Consider the following 19,498-nt stretch of genomic DNA (forward strand, 5'->3'; position numbering starts at 1 on the left):
TGACGCAATGACACTTGCCGCACAATCCGGAGCCCGGATGCGAGGGGCAGTGGCAGAGGCCTCGCCCAACCGGCTTCTGATCGCGCTGTTCCTCATATCGCTTATCATGCCCTTTTACTTCTTCCTGGGTAGCCTCCGGCTGAGCATGTATCGTGTCTACCTGCTTGTTTTTATGTTCACCTTTGTGATCCGTTGGCTGGACGGTTCGTCGGGGCGGGTACGTGCCCCGGACATTTTGATGATTTTCGCAAGCCTGTGGATGGCGGGGGCGCTGTTCATCAACCACGGGATCGGCTCGCAATTCGAATTTGCGGGCATTCTGGTGATCGAGACAGTCGTCCCCTATCTTGCGGCACGGGTGCTGATCCGAAGCCTTGCCTCGTTCCGGACTTTCGTATGGTGGTATTTTGCGATCGTGGCCACGCTGTTGCCTTTCGCGTTCTATGAGAACCTGACCGGGATTCCGATCCTGCTGGATTTCTTCGGCAGCGTTCTTTCGGTTTACAGCGATGTCACACAGTCACCCCGGCTTGGGCTAGAGCGCGCCCAGGTGTCGATGCCCCATCCGATCCTGTTCGGGGTTTTCTGTGCCCCCGTTTTCGCCCTGTCGTGGTATACTCTCAGCCCTGATGGGGCCCTGTTCAAACAGGCTAGAAAATCTCTCATTGCAGGGGTTGGGGTCTTCTGCTCGCTGTCTGCCGGGGCGTTTCTGGGTGTGATGTTGCAGGCGTGCCTTATCGGTTGGGACGAGTTGATGAAGCGCATCAAGTTCGTCAAGAACCGCTGGAAGCTTTTTGCCATCCTCTTTGGCGCTCTTTACATCGCGCTCGAGATGGCTTCGAACCGGAATGCATTTCATATCATCGCGTCCGAGCTGTCTTTTTCCAAAGGGTCCGCCTGGCACAGAATTCATATTTTCAACGAGGCGATAGACGATGTTTTCAGAAACCCGTTTACCGGTGTCGGGCGAGGGCACTGGACCCGTCCCCGTTGGATGAAGGCGAGCGTCGACAATTTCTGGCTGCTTATGGCGTTGCGCTACGGTATCCCGGCCTGGTTCATGCTGACGCTTGCCGGTGTTGTGGTCTGCTGGAAAGCCGTTTTCACCCCCCTGACCGGTGAATACGCCCGGGCGCGGCGGGGGTATGTGATTGCATTTACCGGCATGATGGTTTCGGCCTTTACTGTTCACATATGGGACGCGACATATTGCGCGTTCATGTTCCTGTTGGGGGCCGGGGTGTGGTTCTCTGATCCCGACTGCACGCAGGAAAGCGGGTCAGAAACCGCTGAACCCAAGCCGAGAAAGCGCGAGATCAGATATACGAGATTTCCCAAGCCCTCTACGCAAGCTGCATCATAGCCTTGCGGGTCATCCCGTGATCATCCAGCGTTTCTGAACCATCCGCACTGCACGGCGCAGGCGGCGCAGGGGCGGCATACGGTTTGACAGGATGGCCTGTACGTCCTTATCGCTCATGTCACCGCGCAGGGATGTGCGGGGCCGTAGAAAGGCCTGAGGCCGGAAACTGCCGCCATCGCTGGACCATGCGGTTGTGTATCCGGCGGCCCGCAACGCCCGCAGCACCCGCGTGTCATAGCGGCCAAAGGGAACTCCCGCCTCGGTGATTGCATGCCCGCAGATATCTTCGAGCCGGGCGCGCGAGGTTTCCAGCTCCTGTTTCAGTTCCGCGTCGTTCAGCGTGGGCCAGGCGGTGTGATCAATGCCGTGGCTGCCGATTGTCATGCCTGCGTCCGACAGCGCCCGAATATGCGCCATGTCCAGCGAGCCGGGCTCTCCGATCCGTCCGGTCAGCACGAAAAACCGCGCCCGCAGCCCTTGGTCCATCAGGGCGGGCAGGGCGATGTCATGATCCGACAGGTTGCCGTCATCGAATGTGATCTGGAACCCCTCAGGCGCTTTGGCCACCTGCGCCAGGACCTGATCGAATTGCAGGGATGAAACCCAATAAGAGGCCTCACCGGTCTCTAAGCTGCGCCGGGGCTCATCAATACCGTGAAAATTCAGACCAATCATCGCCGGGCCTTCAATCGCGTATGGACCGTTTCGGCGGTGCGGATCAGGGCCGAGGTCAGGCCAGCGGGCTGGAATTCATAAGGTCCGGGGGCTGTGACCTCGGTGCCGCCCGTGCGCAGCTTGAACCGCGTCACGCTGGGGTTGGCGTCGGCGTTGATGCCGCCCAGATCAAACCAGCGCAGACCATGGGTCTTGCAGTGCAGGATGGCCTGCCACATCAGGTAGTGACCGGCATTGAGCCGCCGTCCCGGTTCCGTCGTGGCTCCGAACAGGTAAACACCGGTGGCCCCTGCGCGCCCGATTGTCATGGCCCCCACATCGGCCCCGTCCTGCCGGGCGAACAGAACCTCGTGACTGAAATCCGGGCCGGTGAGCGGATAGTAGAACTCGGGCGGAATGTCCGGGCTGAACCCTTTGGCGGCCTGTACCTGTTGATAGAGGCTGTGAAACCGGTCTGCACACTCCGCAATCGGCAGGGTTTCTAGCTCCATCCCCGATTTCAGGGCGTTGCGCAGAGGGTTGCGCCATTTGCCGTGCAGGGCGCGCATCAGGGTGTCCTCATCCTGGTCGCAATCGATGATCACCGTTCGGTACTGAGAGGAGCGGTCGGTGGATGCAAAACCGGCCGCAGCCGCTATCTGGTCCACAGACGGGACGTCGCGCAGCGTTGAAGCGGCCAGCCGCAGCCGCAGGATATGCCCGCTTTGCTGCGCGTAGGCGCGCAGGGCGGCAAAGATGGTTTCCAGTTCCCCGGACGTGGTGTCGGGCCGTACCAGTGGACCGGCGGCGATCCAGGCGATACCGCGCCCCAGACCCGGTACCGGTTTGAGGCGCAGACAGGCGGCGGCAACCGGTTGGCCTGCCGGATCGGACAGGGTGACAAACTGCGCCTTGGCCCCGATCCGCTGCGCCGCCGCCTGCGCATAAGTCAGGGTCTGTTCATAAGTCAGGTCGCGGAAATCGGCACTGATCCGGGGCCAGTCTTCGGCGGCAACCGTTTGCAACGTAAGAGGCGTGGTCATAGCCGCGTCCGTATCCAGCTGGTCCAGAGTCTGCCGGGCCTGAGCCCCAGCCGGGGCCGGAATTTCAGGAACCAGGCGCGATAGTAAAACAGATGCAGCACATCCGCCCACCACAGCAGCAGCCGCGCTGCGGGGCGCTCCGGGGCCAGCACGATGTTATGGATCGGCACCAGCTCACCGCCGTAACTCAACTTGTATTCGTATTCCCCGGCTCCGGCCTCGACCAGCTTGATGCCCTCTCCGATCAGCCCTTCCACCCGTTCGACCAGCCCGACGCGCCCCAGCCCGATTTTGGAAAATTCAGAGTCTGTTTCGCGGGCATTCAGCCACCAATAGGCCTTGTCACCAAGCGTATAGCGCAACTGGCTCGACAGCAGCCTGTCGCCTTGCCACTGCTCATCGATCATGGCCTGCCCCTTGGGGCCCAGCCGGTGCAGCAGGTCCCTGTAGAACGCGGCGGCCACGGACCAATCGGAAAAATGCCCGCCCTTTCCGGCGGCCTGCCATTGCTTTGTATGCAGGGCGATGAACCGGTCCATCATCGGGCCGACCGTATCCGGGGTCGAACTGGTGTTGCGGAGCGGCGCAGTCTCGGTCAGGCGCTTGATATCCCGCCGCACCTCGCGCCGCCGACTTTTCGACAGTGCCTTCATGAAGCCGTCAAAACTGTCGGGCAGGTCCATCAGCGTGTGCCCGCGCTGGCTGTCGTCGCGCAGTATCGACAGGCCCTCGGCGGTGCGGAGGGTTTCGAGCTGCTTTGCCCGCTCGGACATTGGTGACAGGCTGATGGCGGCGCAGTTCAGCTGCTGTGTCAGGTGATCGAAAGCAGCCCGCAGGACGGCCGCTTCGTGACCAGCGGCAATGGGCAATCCCATGACCGCGAAATTGGGATCGACCCCGGCCAGCCGGGCGATGCGCACGGGAACCGGCCCGGCCCAGATCGTTTCGATGCAAATGGGTAGGGCGCCGATCAACTCGGCCCCGTCCCGCAGCATGAGGCAAATCGGGCGGCGGCTGGTGGCAAAGCTCTTGCCGTAGTGGTCCCACCAGGCGGCCTGCCAGTCGGTCAGGAAATAAATGTCGGCGCCGGTTGCCACCACCAGATCATCCCATTCGGCCCTTGCGGCAAGGGTCTGGGCAGGGGCTTCGAGACATTCGAGCGCGCCATCTGATCTGGCAGAAACCGCATCCATCACGTAGCCGGTTCCTGACCAAACAGATGGAACCGGATCGCCGCCCCCGACAGCCGCAGGCGGGCCGAACGGTCCGGCGTGGCGCGCAGCAGGCCCAGCACGCCAAAGGCGGCCCCGCGCAGCAACGCGCTGGTGACAAAGATGGCGCGGGTCAGCAGCTCTCCGCCCCGGCCATAGTGTTTGCGGGCGTAGATCGTCTTGCTTTTCTGCTTTTGCACATACATGCGTGACTTGATCTGGGCAGTGCTTTTCGAGCCGCCCTCAAGATGCAGAATCCGGGCCTCGGGCGCGAAGACACAGCGCCACCCGGCATTGCGGATGCGGCGGCACCAGTCAGCCTCTTCCGAATAGATGAAAAAGGCATCGTCCAGCAGCCCAACCTTTTCGAACACGGGGCGCGGCACCAGCATGAACATGCCCGAAACTACATCCACATCCCGCTGCGTTGTCCGGGCCCAGTCGCCATATTCAGGCCAGGGAAACAGCCGCTTCAGCCCAAACTCGATCACCGCCAGACTCAGCGGTCCGGGATCGGCGAAGCAGGTCAGCTGGATGGTCTCAGGGTCCTCGTACACTTGGCATCCGACGCATCCGACATCCGGATGCGCGTCGAGCCAGCCGCTCATGACGTCGATGGCGTGATCCAGGATGATCGTATCGGGGTTGAGCAGCAAAAGCTTGTCACCTTTGGCAATTTCCAGCCCCTGATTATTGGCCGCTGCAAAGCCCCGGTTGTCGGCATTGGCGATCAGGATCACGTTGGGAAAGTTCTGCCGGACCATGTCCTGCGACCCGTCGGTCGAGGCATTATCCACCACGATCACCTCATGGGGCAGGGTGGTTTGATTGGCGATAGATTCGAGACAATCGCGCAAAATAGCCCTTGTGTTCCAGCTTACAATGACAATGGAAATGGCACAGTCTGACTGCACTGGATCGCGATTTGGATACATGGCAGCGTTAATCCTGCTAAACGGGTTACAAAGGAACGACTATTACGCAACTGCAACATGATTTTGGGTTTGAAGCTATAGTCGCCGCAAATATTATTTTGGGTATTGATATAATACTGCATACCGGGTGGGTTTCCTGCCAGCGCATAGAGAAAGTGATGGTGGATGGATATCGATTGCCTGGACAATCTGACCGATGCGCAGGTGTCAGAGTGGCGTGATTTTCTGGCACAGGCCCACCATCAGCACCCGCGTCAGGATCCACGTTTTGCCGAGGTCGACCGGGCGGTTGGCCACCAGGTGATGTTCGCCACCGGACGGCGGGACGGAATCCTTTGCGCGGTCGGGATTTTCACGTTGCAGCCCAACCGGCTGGTGCCCGGTCACATGGCGGCAGCCTCGGCGCTCAGCGGACCGGTTTGCGATAGCGCGTCAACCATGATCGATTTCCTGCAGGGGCTGGCCGCACATGACCGTCTGGCCAAGGTCGATGCGCTGCGCATCACACCCTATTGGCTGGAACAAGAGGCGGATGATCTGGCCGCCGCGCTGGGACAGGCGGAGTTCCGGATCAGCGATCCCGAACCGCATCGTGACACCGGCATGATCGACCTGACCATGACCGAGGACGCGCTGCGCGCCTCTTTCTCACGCAGCGCCCGGCGCAAGGTACGTCTGATCGACAAATCCGATGTCGAAATCCGTGCCGCCACCCGGTTCGACGAGGCCGAAACCTTTTTTGAACGTCTGAATACTCTGGTGATCGCACGCCACAATCTGACGCCCGTCCCGCGCGCCGAATACGAGTCTGGTTTCCACCATATCTTCAACGACCCGTCCATTGGCGTGATCTTTAATGCGTTTCATGAAGATACCTTTCTGGGCGGGCTGCTTCTGTATCGCAGTGGCACAACGGCGCATGCCCGCCGCTATGTCGCCGACCCCGAGGCCGCGCGGGCTGTGGGCAATCTGCGGGTTGCGCCAGCCCTGTGGCTGGAAGGCATGTTCTGGGCCAAACGCCATGGGTGCACCCGTTTCGACGTCGAGGGGTTCCTGCCGGTTGAGGACAAGGACCACCCGAATTTCAACGTCTATGAATACAAGCGCGAGTTCAAACCGACGCATGTTCGGCGCATCGCAGAACATACGCTGGTTCTGAATGCGGCCTGCCATTCGGCAAATGCCCTGCCTGGACAAGTTAAGAACGAGTTGAAACGTCTGTTCCCGCAATTGCGCCAGCTTAGCCCCAAACGGCTGTTGTCGGCACGCAGGCGTTGAGGGGGCGGATATGGGTCAGGAATCGCTTGTCACTTACAGCAGTTGGCGCGCCAAATATCTGAACCTGATTGTCTCGGGCCTGCTGTTGCCTCTGGAAATTTTTCTGGAATACCGGGCCCGGTCCGATGATTATCCGGTTTGTTTCATCGTCGGTCCACCCCGGTCGGGGTCCACGCTGCTATATGAGATGATGGTGACCCGCTTTCAGTGCGGATATTTTTCCAATCTGGCCAAGCGGCTGTTTCGGGTGCCGGTTGCCGCGACCTGGCTGTGCCGCAAGGCGATGCGGGATCGGCAGGGCTCGTTCGACAGCGTCTATGGCGAGCTTGAGGGCAAGGCAGCACCCAGCGAGGCCGGGCGGGTCTGGGCGCATTGGATGCCGTATGCTGCGCCCTATCTGCTCGACAAGCCCGGGCTGACACCGGCCCGGATGCGCCGCAAGATGGCGGCCATCAGCCGGATCGCCGGGAGACCGATGATTGTAAAGAACATGATCCTGCAGTCGGATTTTCCCCTGTTGCTGAAAACCTTTCCGAATGCGGTTTTCCTCTACATCGATCGGGATTGGGCGGATAACGCGCACTCGCTTGTGCGGGCGCGGCAGGACAAGACCTCGATGGATGCCTCGGGGTGGTGGTCGCTGCGCCCGACCGGGTGGGAAGCCTATGCCGAGGCCGACCCGGTCACACAATCCTGCGCGCAGGTTATCCTGAGTCACCGAGACCTTAGGACGGGGTTCAAAACGCTTGAAAGCCCGGAGCGGGTCATGAAAATCAGCTATGAAGCGCTTTGTGCCGAGCCCGAACAAGCCCTGTCCGACATGGAAGCCTTCCTTGTGCGCAATGGCGTTAACGTGGTGCGCAAACCGGTGCCGAAGGCCCTGTCAGGGATAACCATTCGTCGCCAGTCAGCGGATGAAATCCGGTCACAGATCATGGCGTGTCTGGACAAAATCGAAGCGGAATCAGTGTCGTGAGCCGGGAAGAAGCATATGGCGCATAGCACGACCCCCTTAAATTGTGGTGATCCGGCGATGCGGTTTGCCCGGCTGTTTCAGCGTGATCCCGAAGGCGGTTTCGTGCGGCTGTTCGAGGGGCGCCGGGTGCATTGGAGCTTCAATACCCGGGTCGCGATCCGTGCGGGTTGCGATCTGTTGGGGCTTCGTCCGGGGGATGAGGTCTTGGTGCCCGCCTATAATTGCGGCTCGGAAGTTGACCCGTTGATCCATGCTGGGCTGTCGGTGCGTCTGTATCCGGTGGCGCAGGATTTGCGCATTGATCCAGTTCAGGTCGAGGCGCTGATTTCGGATCGGACCCGGGCGATCTATGTCACGCATTACTTCGGGATCACCCAGCCGGATCTGGCCGCGATTCGCGCGCTGTGTGACAGACGCGGGTTGCGGATGATCGAGGATTGCGCGCTGAACCTGCTGAGCGGGGCGGCGCCTGCCGAAGGTCACACCGGCGATGTGTCGGTGTTTTGCTTTTACAAATTCGTACCGGTGTTGGAGGGCGGTGCCCTGGTCGTGAACGCCTCTGATCTGGACACCGCATCGCCGTTTACACGCCCGGCGCCCGGTAAGATCGTTGCCAAGACCCTGGCGCGATCTGCATTGGTCAATGTTCTGGGGGCTGACCGGGCTCAAAGCCTGAAACGCGCCTTGCGCAATGGGGCGGACACAGAAGAACCGGCCAATCGGGCACCGGATGAGATGGACGACATCCCGTGGCATTACTATTTCAACCCCGCCCTGCAGAGCCGCCGTATCAGCGCCTTTGCCTTGCGTCCGCTGCGGTCTTTTTCAGTGTCGGATGTCATTTCCGCCCGGCGGGCCAACTGGCATCACTACCGTGCGCTTCTGGACGGGCTGTCGGGCGTTGAATTATTGAAACCCGAGCTGGATCCCGAAACCTGCCCGTTGAACATGCCGCTGCTGGTGACCGGGCGCGACCGGGTTGCCCGTGATTTACAGGCCCGCGGCATCGGTGCCACGCCATGGTGGGCGGGCTTCAACCGCAATCTGGACTGGACCGGTCAGGATGAGGCGATTGCTCTTAAGAACAATGTCCTATCCCTGCCATTGCACCAGTTTCTGGGGCCTGCGCATCTAGAACATATCGTCACCCAATTGCGGCAGGTTCTGTGACGGCGGTCAGGCTTTCCTGTCGCGGAGGTGATTGCGCAGCTTGCCCAGCAGGGAAAACACCATGGTTTCGAACCCGTCCGGCCGCCCGGCCATGGCCCACAGCGCGATGTGGGTTGCGGTATAAGAAATCACTCCGGCGGCGGTCTTTGTCAGTACGATACCCGGGGTGTATGCAAACTGCATAACATCCCTCAGAGCATAGTTGGTGGCGATAACCACCACGGTCATCACCGCGCAGGATACAAAGCTGCGCCACCCGACGATCAGGGGTTCGAAAAACCCGCCGTTTCCAAACCGCTTGGCGATGATCAGTGTTGCAATCAACCCGGCCAGATTGGCCAGACCAGCAGCGATCAGGGCACCATTGAAGCCATATTGAACCCCGATCCACATCACGACACAGACAACCACCAGAAGGATCGCGTTTCTGTAGAAGAGCAAAGAGGTTGACCCTTCAATATAAGCGGCAGAGCGCACACTCGCCTGCAACGCGTTCAGCGCATAGAGCGGGGCCAGGACCCAGATCACGGGCGCGGCGGCAACCCATGTGTATCCCAGAAACATCCAGATCACATCGACAGAGACAAGCGCGAAGCCAACACTGCAGGGTAACAGGATTGCCAGGAAACCGGCATTGATCTTGCGGAACCCTTCTCGACCCTGATCGGTTTTTCGGGACAGGTCGGCAAGCCCGGGATAGACGACCCGCAGGATCGGGGTGAAAAGCTGATGGGTGACAACATTGACCAGTCGCGTACCGATCCGGAACAGGCCGGCATCCGCCAGACCCAATGTGGCGCCGATGATCAATTGCGGGGCGTTGGCAGACATGAACTGAGCAAACTGAGCCCCGATGGTCCAGGATGAGAATGACAGGCTGTCGCGCCATCGAGACAGGGACAGTTTGGGCAGCATCGGCGCGATCGAAAAGGTCCATACCCCGCGCATGACCTGTCCGGCGAATGTTGCCACGACGATGGCCCAATAATCCCGCCAGTACCAGGATAGGAAGATGGCAAGAATTGCGTAGACGATGCGGCTGAAGGTTTCTTCGCCGGCCACATAGCCAAAACGCAGACCGCGTTCGAACAGCAGGAACCGGGGGCTTTTGATGGCCACAACCAGCGACATGGCCGACAGCACGGGCATCATTTCCGTAAGGGCCGGAATCTCCAGCAGCGCCACAACGGGTTGAGCCACCCAGAACACGATGGCGGCCATGATCCCAAAGATGATCTGAAACGAGAAAACTGTATCCAGATGCTCGGGCGTCACATTGTCGAGCCGGATCAGGACCATTCCGATCTGCCGCTGGAACATCTCCAGCAAGGCTGTTGCGATCAGAAAATACGCGATGATGCCGAAATCCTCGGGCGTCAGAAGGCGCGCGGTTATCGCAATCGTGAGAAGCCCCAGACCCTGCCGGAATACACCGGATGCAAGCAGCGTTGCCGCGCCCACCGCAAGGGCAGAGCGGCGGGTGAGCATGCTGGGGGCCGGATTGTGGTCTGGGGAATTTTGCACGTGATTAATATTTCCAAATTTGGGACAACGATCGCCGTATCCGGGCAATGTTTCTTTGCGCGTGATCTCCAAAGCAGCGCTTTGAAGTGTGGAATCTCAAATCTGGCAAGCTGACCGGCTGGCTGATAATCAAATCAAAGAAGGATTCATTGTATCGAGATCGCATGTTTTTATTATTCAGTGTTAGAAGGTTGTGTGATGTTTTGGCGAATATCTCCATTCCGTGTCAGCAATTGGCACCACATAGCAAGGTAAATTTCCGCTTCAGTGTCTCAGATTGGCTTCGGTTCGTGCAAGTCTGCTGACTAAGTGTTGTCGCGGTCTGGTTGGGCTGCGGGTATTAAGTTTTTAGAACGGTGTGACGGAATGAAGATCGCGATTTTCGGACTTGGCTATGTAGGCTTCACGGCGGCGTGTTGCCTGACCCGTGAGGGGCACGAGGTCATCGGTGTCGATGTGAATGCCGACAAGGTGTCGGAAATCAATGCAGGCCAGGCCCCGATCAAAGAACCGAAAGTGGCCGAACTGCTGACCGAGGCATTGGGCAAGAACCTGATCCGCGCGGTGGTCGATATTCCGGACCTTGAGGATGTGGATCTGGCCATCGTCTGCGTCGGCACGCCCAGCTCCACCGACGGCTCGCATAACATGGATTTCGTGGCCGAGGTGACGCGGCAGATTGCCGAAACCGTCTCGCCCGACCGGGCGCGGCCGTTGACCGTGGCGTATCGGTCGACCTTCCGGCCAGGCACGGTGCGTCAGCTGATTGAGCCGATCTTTCGGAACGCGCTGGGGGATCGGGCGACCCAGGCGATTGAGATCATCTATAACCCCGAATTTTTGCGCGAAGTGTCGGCGGTCGATGATTATTTCAACCCGCCCAAGATCGTGGTGGGCACGGCGGATGGAAACCGCTCGGCGGTGATGGATGCCCTGCACGAAGGTCTCGACGCTCCGGTGTTCTATACCGCCTTTGAAGAGGCAGAGATCACCAAATTCGTCGACAATACCTGGCATGCAACCAAAGTGGCCTTTGCCAATGAGATCGGTCGGATCTGTCACCGGATGGGCGTATCGGCCAAAACCATGCATGAGATTTTTGTCTCGGACACCAAGCTGAATATCTCGCCCTACTACACGCGTCCCGGAGGGGCCTTTGGGGGGTCCTGCCTGCCCAAGGATGTCCGCGCGCTGCAGCATATCGCCGGTGAGGTTGGGGCGCATACGCATCTGATTGACAGCCTGTTGCAGACCAATCTGGCGCACAAGACCTATCAGGCGCAGGACATCATGAACCGGCTGCCCAAGGGCGGCAGGGTGCTGATGGCCGGGCTGGCCTTCAAGGCCGGTACCGATGACCTGCGCGAAAGCCCCAATGTCGATATCGCCCGGCGGCTGCTGGACGCAGGTTATCAGCTGTCGGTCTATGATCCGGCGATTGAACCGGCTGATCTGCGCGGGCAGAACCTGGGCTATGCCTTTACCCATCTGCCCAATATGGACAGCCTGCTGGTAGATCGCGCCACGGCCGAGGCCGGGCCCTGGGATCTGGTGATCGGGTCGAACCGGATCGTGAATGAGTTGAACCTGGGTGGTGCAGAGGTGGTAAGAACCTATGAATATGACTAACCCAGTTCCCACCGTTCAGCCCGTGTCCTTCGATGAGCTGCGCCAGAGTCAGCCCCTCAAAGGGTTGAAGGTTCTGATCGTGGTCGAAAACCTGCCCGTGCCTTTTGACCGCCGCGTCTGGATGGAGGCGCGCACGCTGGCCGCCGCTGGTGCTCTGGTCTCGGTCATCTGTCCCACCGGCAAGGGCCATGAGGAACGTGTGTGGGAAGACGAAGGCATCAAGGTCTACCGCCACCCGCTGCCCTTGGATGCCAGCGGGGCGCTGGGGTATCTGCTGGAATACGGCGCGGCGCTGTTCTGGGAAAGCTGGCTGGCGCTGAAGATCAAGTTCACCCGCGGCTTTCACGTCATCCATGGCTGCAACCCGCCCGATCTGATCTTTCTGGTGGCGCTGCCCTTCAAGCTGTTCGGTGTGCGGTACCTGTTTGATCACCACGACATCAATCCCGAGCTTTACGAGGCCAAGTTCGACAAGCGCGGCTTCTTCTGGAAGCTGATGAAGACGTTCGAGCGGCTGACCTTCGCTTCGGCGCGGGTATCGATTGCCACCAATGAAAGCTATCGCAAGATCGCCATCGAACGCGGTGGCATGGCGCCCGAGGATGTGTTTGTCGTCCGCTCTGGCCCTGATCTCAGCCGTTTGCAGCACCTGCCGCCGAACCCCGGCTGGCGCAATGGTCGCAAACACATGGTGGGTTATGTCGGCGTCATGGGCGATCAGGAAGGCATCGATCTGCTGCTCGAATCCGTGGCGCATCTGGTTCAGGTCCAGGGCCGCGAGGATATCCAGTTCTGTCTTGTCGGCGGTGGCCCCAGCCTGGACAAGCTGAAACAGCAATCCGCCGAAATGGGCCTGTCGGATTATGTCACTTTTACCGGCCGCGCGCCGGATCACGATCTGTTTGAGGTCCTGTCGACCGCCGATGTCTGCGTGAACCCGGACCGGGTGAACGAGATGAATGACAAATCCACCATGAACAAGATTCTCGAATATATGGCGTTTGAAAAACCCATCGTTCAGTTCGATGTGACCGAAGGGCGCTTTTCGGCGCAGGAGGCCTCGCTCTATGCCAAGGCCAACGATCCGGTGGATATGGCCGACAAGATCACTGAACTTCTGGCTGATGACGACCGCCGCGCCACCATGGGCAGATATGGCCGTGCCCGCGTTGAATCCGAGATGGCCTGGCCCCATCAGGTGCCTGCATTGATTGCGGCCTATAAGCGGATCTGGAAGGGGTAGGTTCCTAGAACGGCACGAAATGCGGCAAACGGTTCAGGCTGGCTTCCATGAACCGCTGCAGCCGCGCATCCGCGTCGGCTTCGGTCTCTCCGGGCAGGATCGGGGTGACGAAACGCACCAGCGCGCCATCAGTGCGGCCCATGGTGAATCCGTCTTGAATGACGCTCAACTTGGCACGGAAATCGTTGACCATGCGTTTGCCGCGCTGTTCAAACCAATAATAAACAAGTTGTTTTGACAGCTCTTTCTGGATGACTGCGCGGTTGACGGTGAAGCTGCCATAGGGGGTATTGCCCGGAGTGATCTCGTAAGGTTCGAGGCTGAAGATTTCCCAGCCGCCAACGGGCAGGCAGACCTCGGGTGAATGGATGCCGTCGCCTTCGGTCTGCTTGTTGTAGAAGGCCACGAACATATTCACGTAATCGCCGGACCCGGTGTCGATATAGGTGGTATTCAGATAGTCGCTGGCACCCAGAGTCCGTTCGACCTTGGGATCGAGGCTGGTGGTCGAGCCCGACCAGGGCCCAAGCTGCCGCGGGTACAGGACAAACGGGTCACGTTCGATGGGCTGCACGTCCGAGGCAGGCCGTAGGGCCCAGGCCGTTGACACCGCAAGCGTCAGAACGGCCGCTGCCGCCAGCGCTACCGACGCTTTGATGCCAAAGATGCGCAGTGCGATGGGGCCGAACCCTTCGGTGTCCAGATCAATGGTTTCGGCAAAGGGTTTCGGATTGGGGGCCAGGCGCTGCAACCCGATTGCCATCAGAAACAGAATGCCTACGCAGATCAGGAAAACGACCCAGCCTTCGAAGAAATGCATGAACCCTTCGGCCTGTTCGATGCCGTGCTGATTGACCAGAACACCGATCACGCCGATGCGCACCGAGTTCATCAGAACGGTCAGCGGAGCGGCTGAGACAAGCAGCACAACCTTGTGCCAGACCGGGCCGCGATACAGCAGGGCGAAGAGGTACGAAAAGCTCAGGATCGGGAACAGATAGCGCAGCCCTGCGCAAGCCTCGGCCACCTGCAGCTTGTAGACCCCCAGATCGATGACATTGCCTTCGATAAAGACCGAAACGCCGGCCAGTTGCACGAACCAGACGCCCAGCTCGGACGATACCCATTGCAGAAAGATCGTAAGCTTCCAGTAGATGAACTGCGGCAAGGGCAGCATGAAGACAAGGTGGATCACGGGCAGTTGGTGGTACTTGCCGCGCTGCCAGCCGAACACGGTCAGCATGACGCCGCCCGTCCAGATGATCATTGCATAGGTGACGATATCCGGAATGCGCGCCAGATTGCCGAGAATGGCGATGGCCAGGGCGACAGCAATCACCCCGATACCCGGCCAGCGGTCATGAATGACCGGGTCGGGGGGCGGGGAATTGCGCAGCTCGCGCAGGAACAGATAGAGCGAGATGATGGGGATCAGTGGCCCGTGGCTGTATTCCGGTGTGCTCCAGGCCGCGCCCAATGAAACAATGCCGATCCAGAAAACAGGGATCGATCCCAGCAGCAGAAGCACAAACCAGAACAGCCCGGCGGCGTTGATCTCCGGCAGCGCAGTGCGGGCCGCGTCAAGTGCCTGACTGCGGCTGTCTTTCGAATCGAGACGATGCATCACGGTTCATCATGCATAATAAAATGCGATCGTGAATTGCGCTTCGCAGGGTTTTGATCCGGGTCGGACACAATGGGCGTCACCTGCAGCACTTGTGCGGTATCTGACATTCAGCAGACGCGTATTCAGGGTTTGAGTGTGAAGCGTCGCCCGAGCGTCAGGAAGAACGAGTTTGAATCCACTTTGGTGCTGTTCCGGTCATCCCGGTCGTACTGATAGCCAACATTCAACGCCCAGTCTCTTGTAATTCCACGGGAATAAGACACGTCGAATGTGCTGCGCTGACGCGGGTTGGACGGGCCTGAGCCGTCGTTCTCCTGATCGATGAAATTGGCGCTGAACGACAGGGCAGATATCGGGTTGATAAAATAATCATAGGTCAGGAAAGCCAGTGTCTGGCGGGTTTCCACACTTTGCGTGCTGGTGCCAACCCGACGTTGAATTGTCGCTCCGACCCGGGAACTGGGCAATTGGTAGCTATAGTCGATCTGACCGATCGGTGTTATTTCGTCAAACGGTCCGCGGGTGAACCCGGCATTGAAGTTAAGCGTCGAATTGGTGCGCTGATAGCTTCGACCGACGGTGGCGTTGGTTCTGGTGCCGTTGACGCCAAAGCCTTGGTTCGCCCGAAAGTTGATATCTCCATCCGACAGCGCCCTTTTCCAACCAAGGCTCCACACGAAATTTTCGGTTACGTTGCTTGTATTGAGCGCGCGTTGTGTGTTGTCGACCTCGGTGTAGCCAAGATTGATGTTGACAGAGGTCAGCGGAGAAATGCTGTATGACGCACCGGTCGAAACGGTTGTCGTTTTCCTATCCGTCTCTGCGGTGTCGTCGGCTTCGAACTCTCGATAATTGACGCGCAGATTTGTCCGCAAAATCGGGGAAATCCGAAAAAATGTGGTGGCTGTGAAATCGTCTTCGCTGTTGTCAAAAAGATTCGGGTCGATTGTGTTCGAATATCTGCGTTCGCGGTGGCTGTAGTTGAACTGGAATCCCAGAGGGTCGTTCAGACCCGTTTCCCAGTTCAGGGTGCCCCGGGTGTTGATCTGATCTCCGCTGGTGCCGGTGACATCGGCTGAGTCGATGACGCCGTCCAGATTGACGTCGCTCAGTGACCGGTTGAAGGCCAGATCCCGCTCGCGGTATTCGGCAAGTAAACTGAATTTGCTGTTGGTGCTGTCTTTTCGATATGACAGCCGTGTCAAAGGATCTGTAAAATCGGATTCAGTGCCGATGATTGGTTCATTGGCGATCCGGTACAGGCCCGACAGGTTGAATGCCAGCCTCGACCCCGGTTTTTGGCTCACGACGCCCAAAGACAGTGTGTTTTCCCACCAGGTGGTCGACCCGAATGATGGGGTCGACATACGCAGGTTGTCGTCATGTCTGAGCGAGGACAGGTAATCGAGCGTGACGCGCACGCCTGTGCCGGTACCGGCTTGTTGACCGGCCTGTCCAACCCTGCGGGCCGGATTTCGTTGTGCCTGTTGCGACAGAAGTTGCAGGCTGGGAGCCTGCTGGACCCGTGTCGAGGGTGTCGTTGTCTGTTGCACAGACGTTTGCTGCCCAATCGCCGGCGAAAGTGAGATCGCAAAAGCAACCCCGCCCCCTAGCGCAGAGACCAGCCTGTTTCCGGATTTTCCCACCTGCATCAGCCCCTATTCGAACAAGCGGCGTGCCGGTACGACAACAACGTCTCCTGATTTCAGCACTGTTGTGCCATTGATGCCGCTGCCCGAGCCCTTGTAGTTATAAATATATGTGTTCAAAGCGCCTGACTGGCTGTCGATGCGGCGCAATTCAATGCGCTTTTGAGCTGCAAAGTTTGTCAGGCCCCCGACCTGAGCCAGGAACTGAAGAATGGTTGTGCCCTCGGCCGCAAGATGCTTGCCGGGTACGCCGATCTCTCCCATCACAAAGACGTCTATCGTCGGCCCTGTCACCGCAGCCCCCCCTTGAAGCCCCGGAGCCCCAAGCGAAGCGATCGAGATAAAGACGGTCGGAGGTGTATTGAAATTCGAGGCCAGAGCCGAGGAAAGAGATGAACTGAGCCCGTCTGTCGATCTACCCGCAGCCTGAATCGATCCGGCCAGCGGGAAGTTGATGGACCCATCCGGCAAAACCAGAGTTGTCCGGTTGAGGGTAGGATCTTCCAGAACCTCAACCCGCAGGGCGTCACCTGGCTGGATCTGGTAGGACTGCGCCCAGGCGCCGGTCGCCATAACCATGGTGACGACAAGAGTGATCAATGATCCAATTACTGTCCGCATGTTCAAATCTCTCACTTTCTTTCCTTTATGGCTCTTTCCAAATAACGAAACAATCTGCGGTGTTTTCATGGTTTCCAGATGCGGCAGAAATGCAGCGGAATCAAACCCGAGCATTTACTGCCCCGGGGTTTCCGCTGCACTGATCCGTTCGATTTCAGCCTCCAGAGATGGGGCAACGTTCAAAGGGCGGTTTGTGGCCAAAGCGGCCCGAAGGGCGTGCAGAGCTTCGTCCTTGCGGCCGACAGCGTCATAGGCCTTGCCCAAATGGTACAGGACCAGAGGGTGGTCTGGTATCGCCTGGGCTGCGGGCTCGAGATACGTTACAGCCTCTTCGTAGTTTCCCAGCCGGTAGGCAATCCAACCATAGGTGTCCTGAAACACTGGTACGCGCGTGCCTCGGAGCCGACGGGCCAGAGCATGAGCGCGTTGCAGGCTTTCGTCATCTGTGCGGTGCGTCGTCAGCAGGCTTGCCAGATTGTTTGCAACGACCAGAGAGCGATTGCTGAGCGGATAAAGGTCTTCATAAACGGCAATTGCCTGATCCAGATCTCCGGCGCGTTCATGTTCCGCCGCCCGCAACATGAGAAGGTCCGGGTGGTCCGGCAGTGCGGTCAAAGCTTCAGAAAGGGTTTGCCGGGCTTCTTCAGGCTTGTTCTGTCCGGCTAGCAGCGCATGTAGCGAAATCCATGCCCGTGTTGCGTCCGGGTGATCTTCGAGAACGATACGATAGAGCTGCTCAGCTTCTTCGTTGTTGCCCTCGCCAGCCAGAGCATGTGCCTTGACCAGGCGCACAGGCAGAGAGTCGGGATCTGCTTCAAGTAGTTGATCGATACGGGCAAAGGCGGCATCGGTCTCGTCTCGCGCCACCAAAGAGCGGATCAGCGCAATATCCGCGGGCAAGCCAAATTCGGGATCAGCCGCCAGTTCACCAAGAAACGCCGTGAGGTCGTCAGTCCGTTCCTGAGCTGCCAGCATATAAGCCTTGAGCTCTTTTGCCAGGCGGCGCGCCTCAGGTGTGTCCAGATCGCTGATCGATTGCTGAACCGCCTGTGCACGATTCCAATCCTGCAGTTTCAGGTAAATTTCGCCCAACAAAAAAAGAAGTTCCAGCTGTTCCGGGTCCTGGCGGAGGGAATCGATCAGAACGCGTTCGGCAATTCCCGGGTCATCTTCTGCAACCAGAAACCGGGCATAGCGCAGGGATTCATCCGGCGCGTTCTGGGACACTTCTGCCGCCAGAGCCAGCATTTCGCCCATCAACTCCCGATCGCCATTTTGTTCATGCGCTTGGGCCATCAGGGTCATCAGCTGAGGGTCGCGGGGCGTTTGGCCAAGCGCCTCGCGTAGATTCACGATCGCATCACCTGTTGCGCCCTTGTCAATCAGCCAGGATGCCTTGAATTTGAGCGCCCCCACCTGAGTCGCGTCTTCCTCAAGCACGTTTTCGATCAGCGCCTTTGCTTCGTCCACTGCGCCGACCTGAAACAGCATTCGGGCCAATTCTACTTCGCTTTCCCGGGTTTGTATGGTTCTTTCAGCGTCTGCAAGCAGGTCCTGCATCTCGGCTATCGCAATTTGCGTGTCGCCCACGCTGAATTTCAGCGTGGCCCTTACTGTTTTGAGAGTTGAGCTGTTTGCCCCATCCTGAGCGATGATCGTGTCCAGTTCGGCAATCGCTGCATCGGTGCTGCGATATTCCGCCAGAAAGGCGATCAGCCTCTGGGTCGGCATATAATCCTCGGTTTGCGGGCTTACCTCAGCGCGCAGCATCTGTTCTGCAGCATCCAGATTATCCTGGTCGATATAGTGCTGAACAAGTAATTGCGCGACACCTTCATCATCGGGAAACACCTGCGTCATTTGCCTGAGCAGATTTTCAATTTGATCAGGTTCGTTTAGCTCCTGCAGCGCGTGAAGCCGGATACCGTAAAGATTTTCCTGTTTTGGCGCGATGGCCAGGGCCGTCGCTGTTTCGCTCAGAACACCAGCCCAGTCCTCGTTGCGGATCAGGTGATCAATCACGACCTGCCGCGCCGACATCAGTTCCGGGTTCGTTTCGATCATCCCGCGAGCCTTGTGAATGGTGAAATCCACGCCGTCGGTGTCTCCATTCCTTACGGCATCGGTATAAGCCAGCGTGTTGTTGATGGATGCGATCGCGATATCGTCCGGAGCCAGTTCCGCCGCAACAGATCCGTGGCGCCTGACATCTTCCCAATTACCCGTTTCGAGAGCCAGCTCGGCCAGGCTGCGCTGTCCTTCGAGATTGTCGGGATATTGTTCCACCAACCGCAGGTACTGACTGTAGGCGACGGGAGTATTGCCCCGTTCACGCTCCAATTTGGCGAATGTCAGGCGGGCCTCTTTGTGCCGACCGTTCAGTTTGAAGACATTCCTGAATTCAATCAACGCTCGTTCAACATCGCCTTCTTCCAGATGGGCCATCCCGGCTTGAAAATGCGCCTCTGCGCGCTCTTCGGCCGAGTCGCAGGCGCTCAGCAGCAGAGTCGTGGCAAAAAAAAGGATGGTCAGCCGCTTGCCGATGTGGAATCCCGTTCCGCTCAATGCTGTACTC

At 58.8% G+C, this 19,498-nt stretch carries 15 protein-coding genes; 6 read left to right on the plus strand and 9 right to left on the minus strand.

All coding sequences use genetic code 11. The features are described 5' to 3' along the window. The first annotated feature begins 7 nt into the window (after positions 1 to 7). A complete protein-coding gene (locus ACR0CR_RS17975) occupies positions 8 to 1,363 on the plus strand; it encodes a hypothetical protein (RefSeq protein WP_480601789.1) in 1,356 nt (451 codons plus the stop codon). Between the two features lie 9 nt (positions 1,364 to 1,372). Here ACR0CR_RS17975 and ACR0CR_RS17980 read toward each other — a convergent pair whose 3' ends face one another. The 4 genes from ACR0CR_RS17980 to ACR0CR_RS17995 are packed head-to-tail and all read right to left on the minus strand — an operon-like array spanning position 1,373 to position 5,206. Further along, positions 1,373 to 2,038: a polysaccharide deacetylase family protein gene (locus tag ACR0CR_RS17980; RefSeq protein ID WP_480601792.1), complete on the minus strand. Its 666-nt coding sequence runs from the start codon at positions 2,036 to 2,038 to the stop codon at positions 1,373 to 1,375. Continuing rightward, on the minus strand, positions 2,035 to 3,060 hold the full coding sequence (locus ACR0CR_RS17985; RefSeq protein WP_480601795.1) for a lipid II:glycine glycyltransferase FemX: 1,026 nt from the start codon (positions 3,058 to 3,060) through the stop codon (positions 2,035 to 2,037). Before ACR0CR_RS17985 ends, ACR0CR_RS17980 begins: the two co-directional genes overlap by 4 nt. Continuing rightward, positions 3,057 to 4,253, minus strand: coding sequence for a GNAT family N-acetyltransferase (locus ACR0CR_RS17990; protein ID WP_480601797.1), 1,197 nt, complete (start codon positions 4,251 to 4,253; stop codon positions 3,057 to 3,059). Before ACR0CR_RS17990 ends, ACR0CR_RS17985 begins: the two co-directional genes overlap by 4 nt. Next, a complete protein-coding gene (locus ACR0CR_RS17995) occupies positions 4,253 to 5,206 on the minus strand; it encodes a glycosyltransferase family 2 protein (protein WP_480601800.1) in 954 nt (317 codons plus the stop codon). The genes ACR0CR_RS17990 and ACR0CR_RS17995 overlap by 1 nt, the downstream gene beginning before the upstream one ends. A gap of 165 nt (positions 5,207 to 5,371) precedes the next feature. Here ACR0CR_RS17995 and ACR0CR_RS18000 point away from each other — a divergent pair, with 165 nt between their 5' ends. From ACR0CR_RS18000 to ACR0CR_RS18010, 3 genes are read left to right on the plus strand one after another with little or no spacing between them, the layout of a single operon-like run. Then, on the plus strand, positions 5,372 to 6,484 hold the full coding sequence (locus tag ACR0CR_RS18000) for a lipid II:glycine glycyltransferase FemX (protein WP_480601802.1): 1,113 nt from the start codon (positions 5,372 to 5,374) through the stop codon (positions 6,482 to 6,484). A 10-nt stretch (positions 6,485 to 6,494) separates the two neighbouring features. After that, positions 6,495 to 7,460, plus strand: a complete 966-nt coding sequence (locus tag ACR0CR_RS18005) for a sulfotransferase (protein ID WP_480601803.1) — start codon at positions 6,495 to 6,497, stop codon at positions 7,458 to 7,460. Positions 7,461 to 7,475: 15 nt separating this feature from the next. After that, complete coding sequence (locus tag ACR0CR_RS18010; RefSeq protein WP_480601806.1) at positions 7,476 to 8,630, plus strand: DegT/DnrJ/EryC1/StrS family aminotransferase; 1,155 nt, start codon at positions 7,476 to 7,478, stop codon at positions 8,628 to 8,630. A gap of 6 nt (positions 8,631 to 8,636) precedes the next feature. Here ACR0CR_RS18010 and ACR0CR_RS18015 read toward each other — a convergent pair whose 3' ends face one another. Then, positions 8,637 to 10,118 carry an oligosaccharide flippase family protein gene (locus tag ACR0CR_RS18015; RefSeq protein WP_480601809.1) on the minus strand — a complete coding sequence of 494 codons (1,482 nt, stop codon included), beginning with the start codon at positions 10,116 to 10,118 and terminating at the stop codon, positions 8,637 to 8,639. 402 nt (positions 10,119 to 10,520) lie between these two features. Here ACR0CR_RS18015 and ACR0CR_RS18020 point away from each other — a divergent pair, with 402 nt between their 5' ends. Both ACR0CR_RS18020 and ACR0CR_RS18025 read left to right on the plus strand, forming a co-directional pair. Further along, the gene (locus ACR0CR_RS18020; protein ID WP_480601811.1) at positions 10,521 to 11,783 is read left to right on the plus strand and encodes a nucleotide sugar dehydrogenase; all 1,263 of its coding nucleotides are present in this window, start codon (positions 10,521 to 10,523) and stop codon (positions 11,781 to 11,783) included. After that, a complete protein-coding gene (locus ACR0CR_RS18025) occupies positions 11,776 to 13,026 on the plus strand; it encodes a glycosyltransferase family 4 protein (RefSeq protein WP_480601812.1) in 1,251 nt (416 codons plus the stop codon). The genes ACR0CR_RS18020 and ACR0CR_RS18025 overlap by 8 nt, the downstream gene beginning before the upstream one ends. Positions 13,027 to 13,030: 4 nt before the next feature. On the opposite strand, the gene xrtD is transcribed toward ACR0CR_RS18025, so the two are convergent. The 4 genes from xrtD to ACR0CR_RS18045 all read right to left on the minus strand — a co-directional run bounded on the left by xrtD (position 13,031) and on the right by ACR0CR_RS18045 (position 19,488). Further along, on the minus strand, positions 13,031 to 14,650 hold the full coding sequence (xrtD, locus tag ACR0CR_RS18030) for a VPLPA-CTERM-specific exosortase XrtD (protein WP_480601815.1): 1,620 nt from the start codon (positions 14,648 to 14,650) through the stop codon (positions 13,031 to 13,033). A gap of 125 nt (positions 14,651 to 14,775) precedes the next feature. Next, positions 14,776 to 16,206, minus strand: coding sequence for a hypothetical protein (locus ACR0CR_RS18035; protein ID WP_480601818.1), 1,431 nt, complete (start codon positions 16,204 to 16,206; stop codon positions 14,776 to 14,778). Positions 16,207 to 16,311: 105 nt separating this feature from the next. Next, entirely contained in the window at positions 16,312 to 16,923 is a 612-nt protein-coding gene (locus ACR0CR_RS18040; RefSeq protein WP_480601821.1) for a polysaccharide biosynthesis/export family protein, read from the minus strand. Between the two features lie 114 nt (positions 16,924 to 17,037). After that, complete coding sequence (locus ACR0CR_RS18045; RefSeq protein WP_480601824.1) at positions 17,038 to 19,488, minus strand: tetratricopeptide repeat protein; 2,451 nt, start codon at positions 19,486 to 19,488, stop codon at positions 17,038 to 17,040. Positions 19,489 to 19,498 lie beyond the last annotated feature (10 nt).

It is taken from the genome of Ruegeria sp. AM2 (assembly GCF_056540685.1).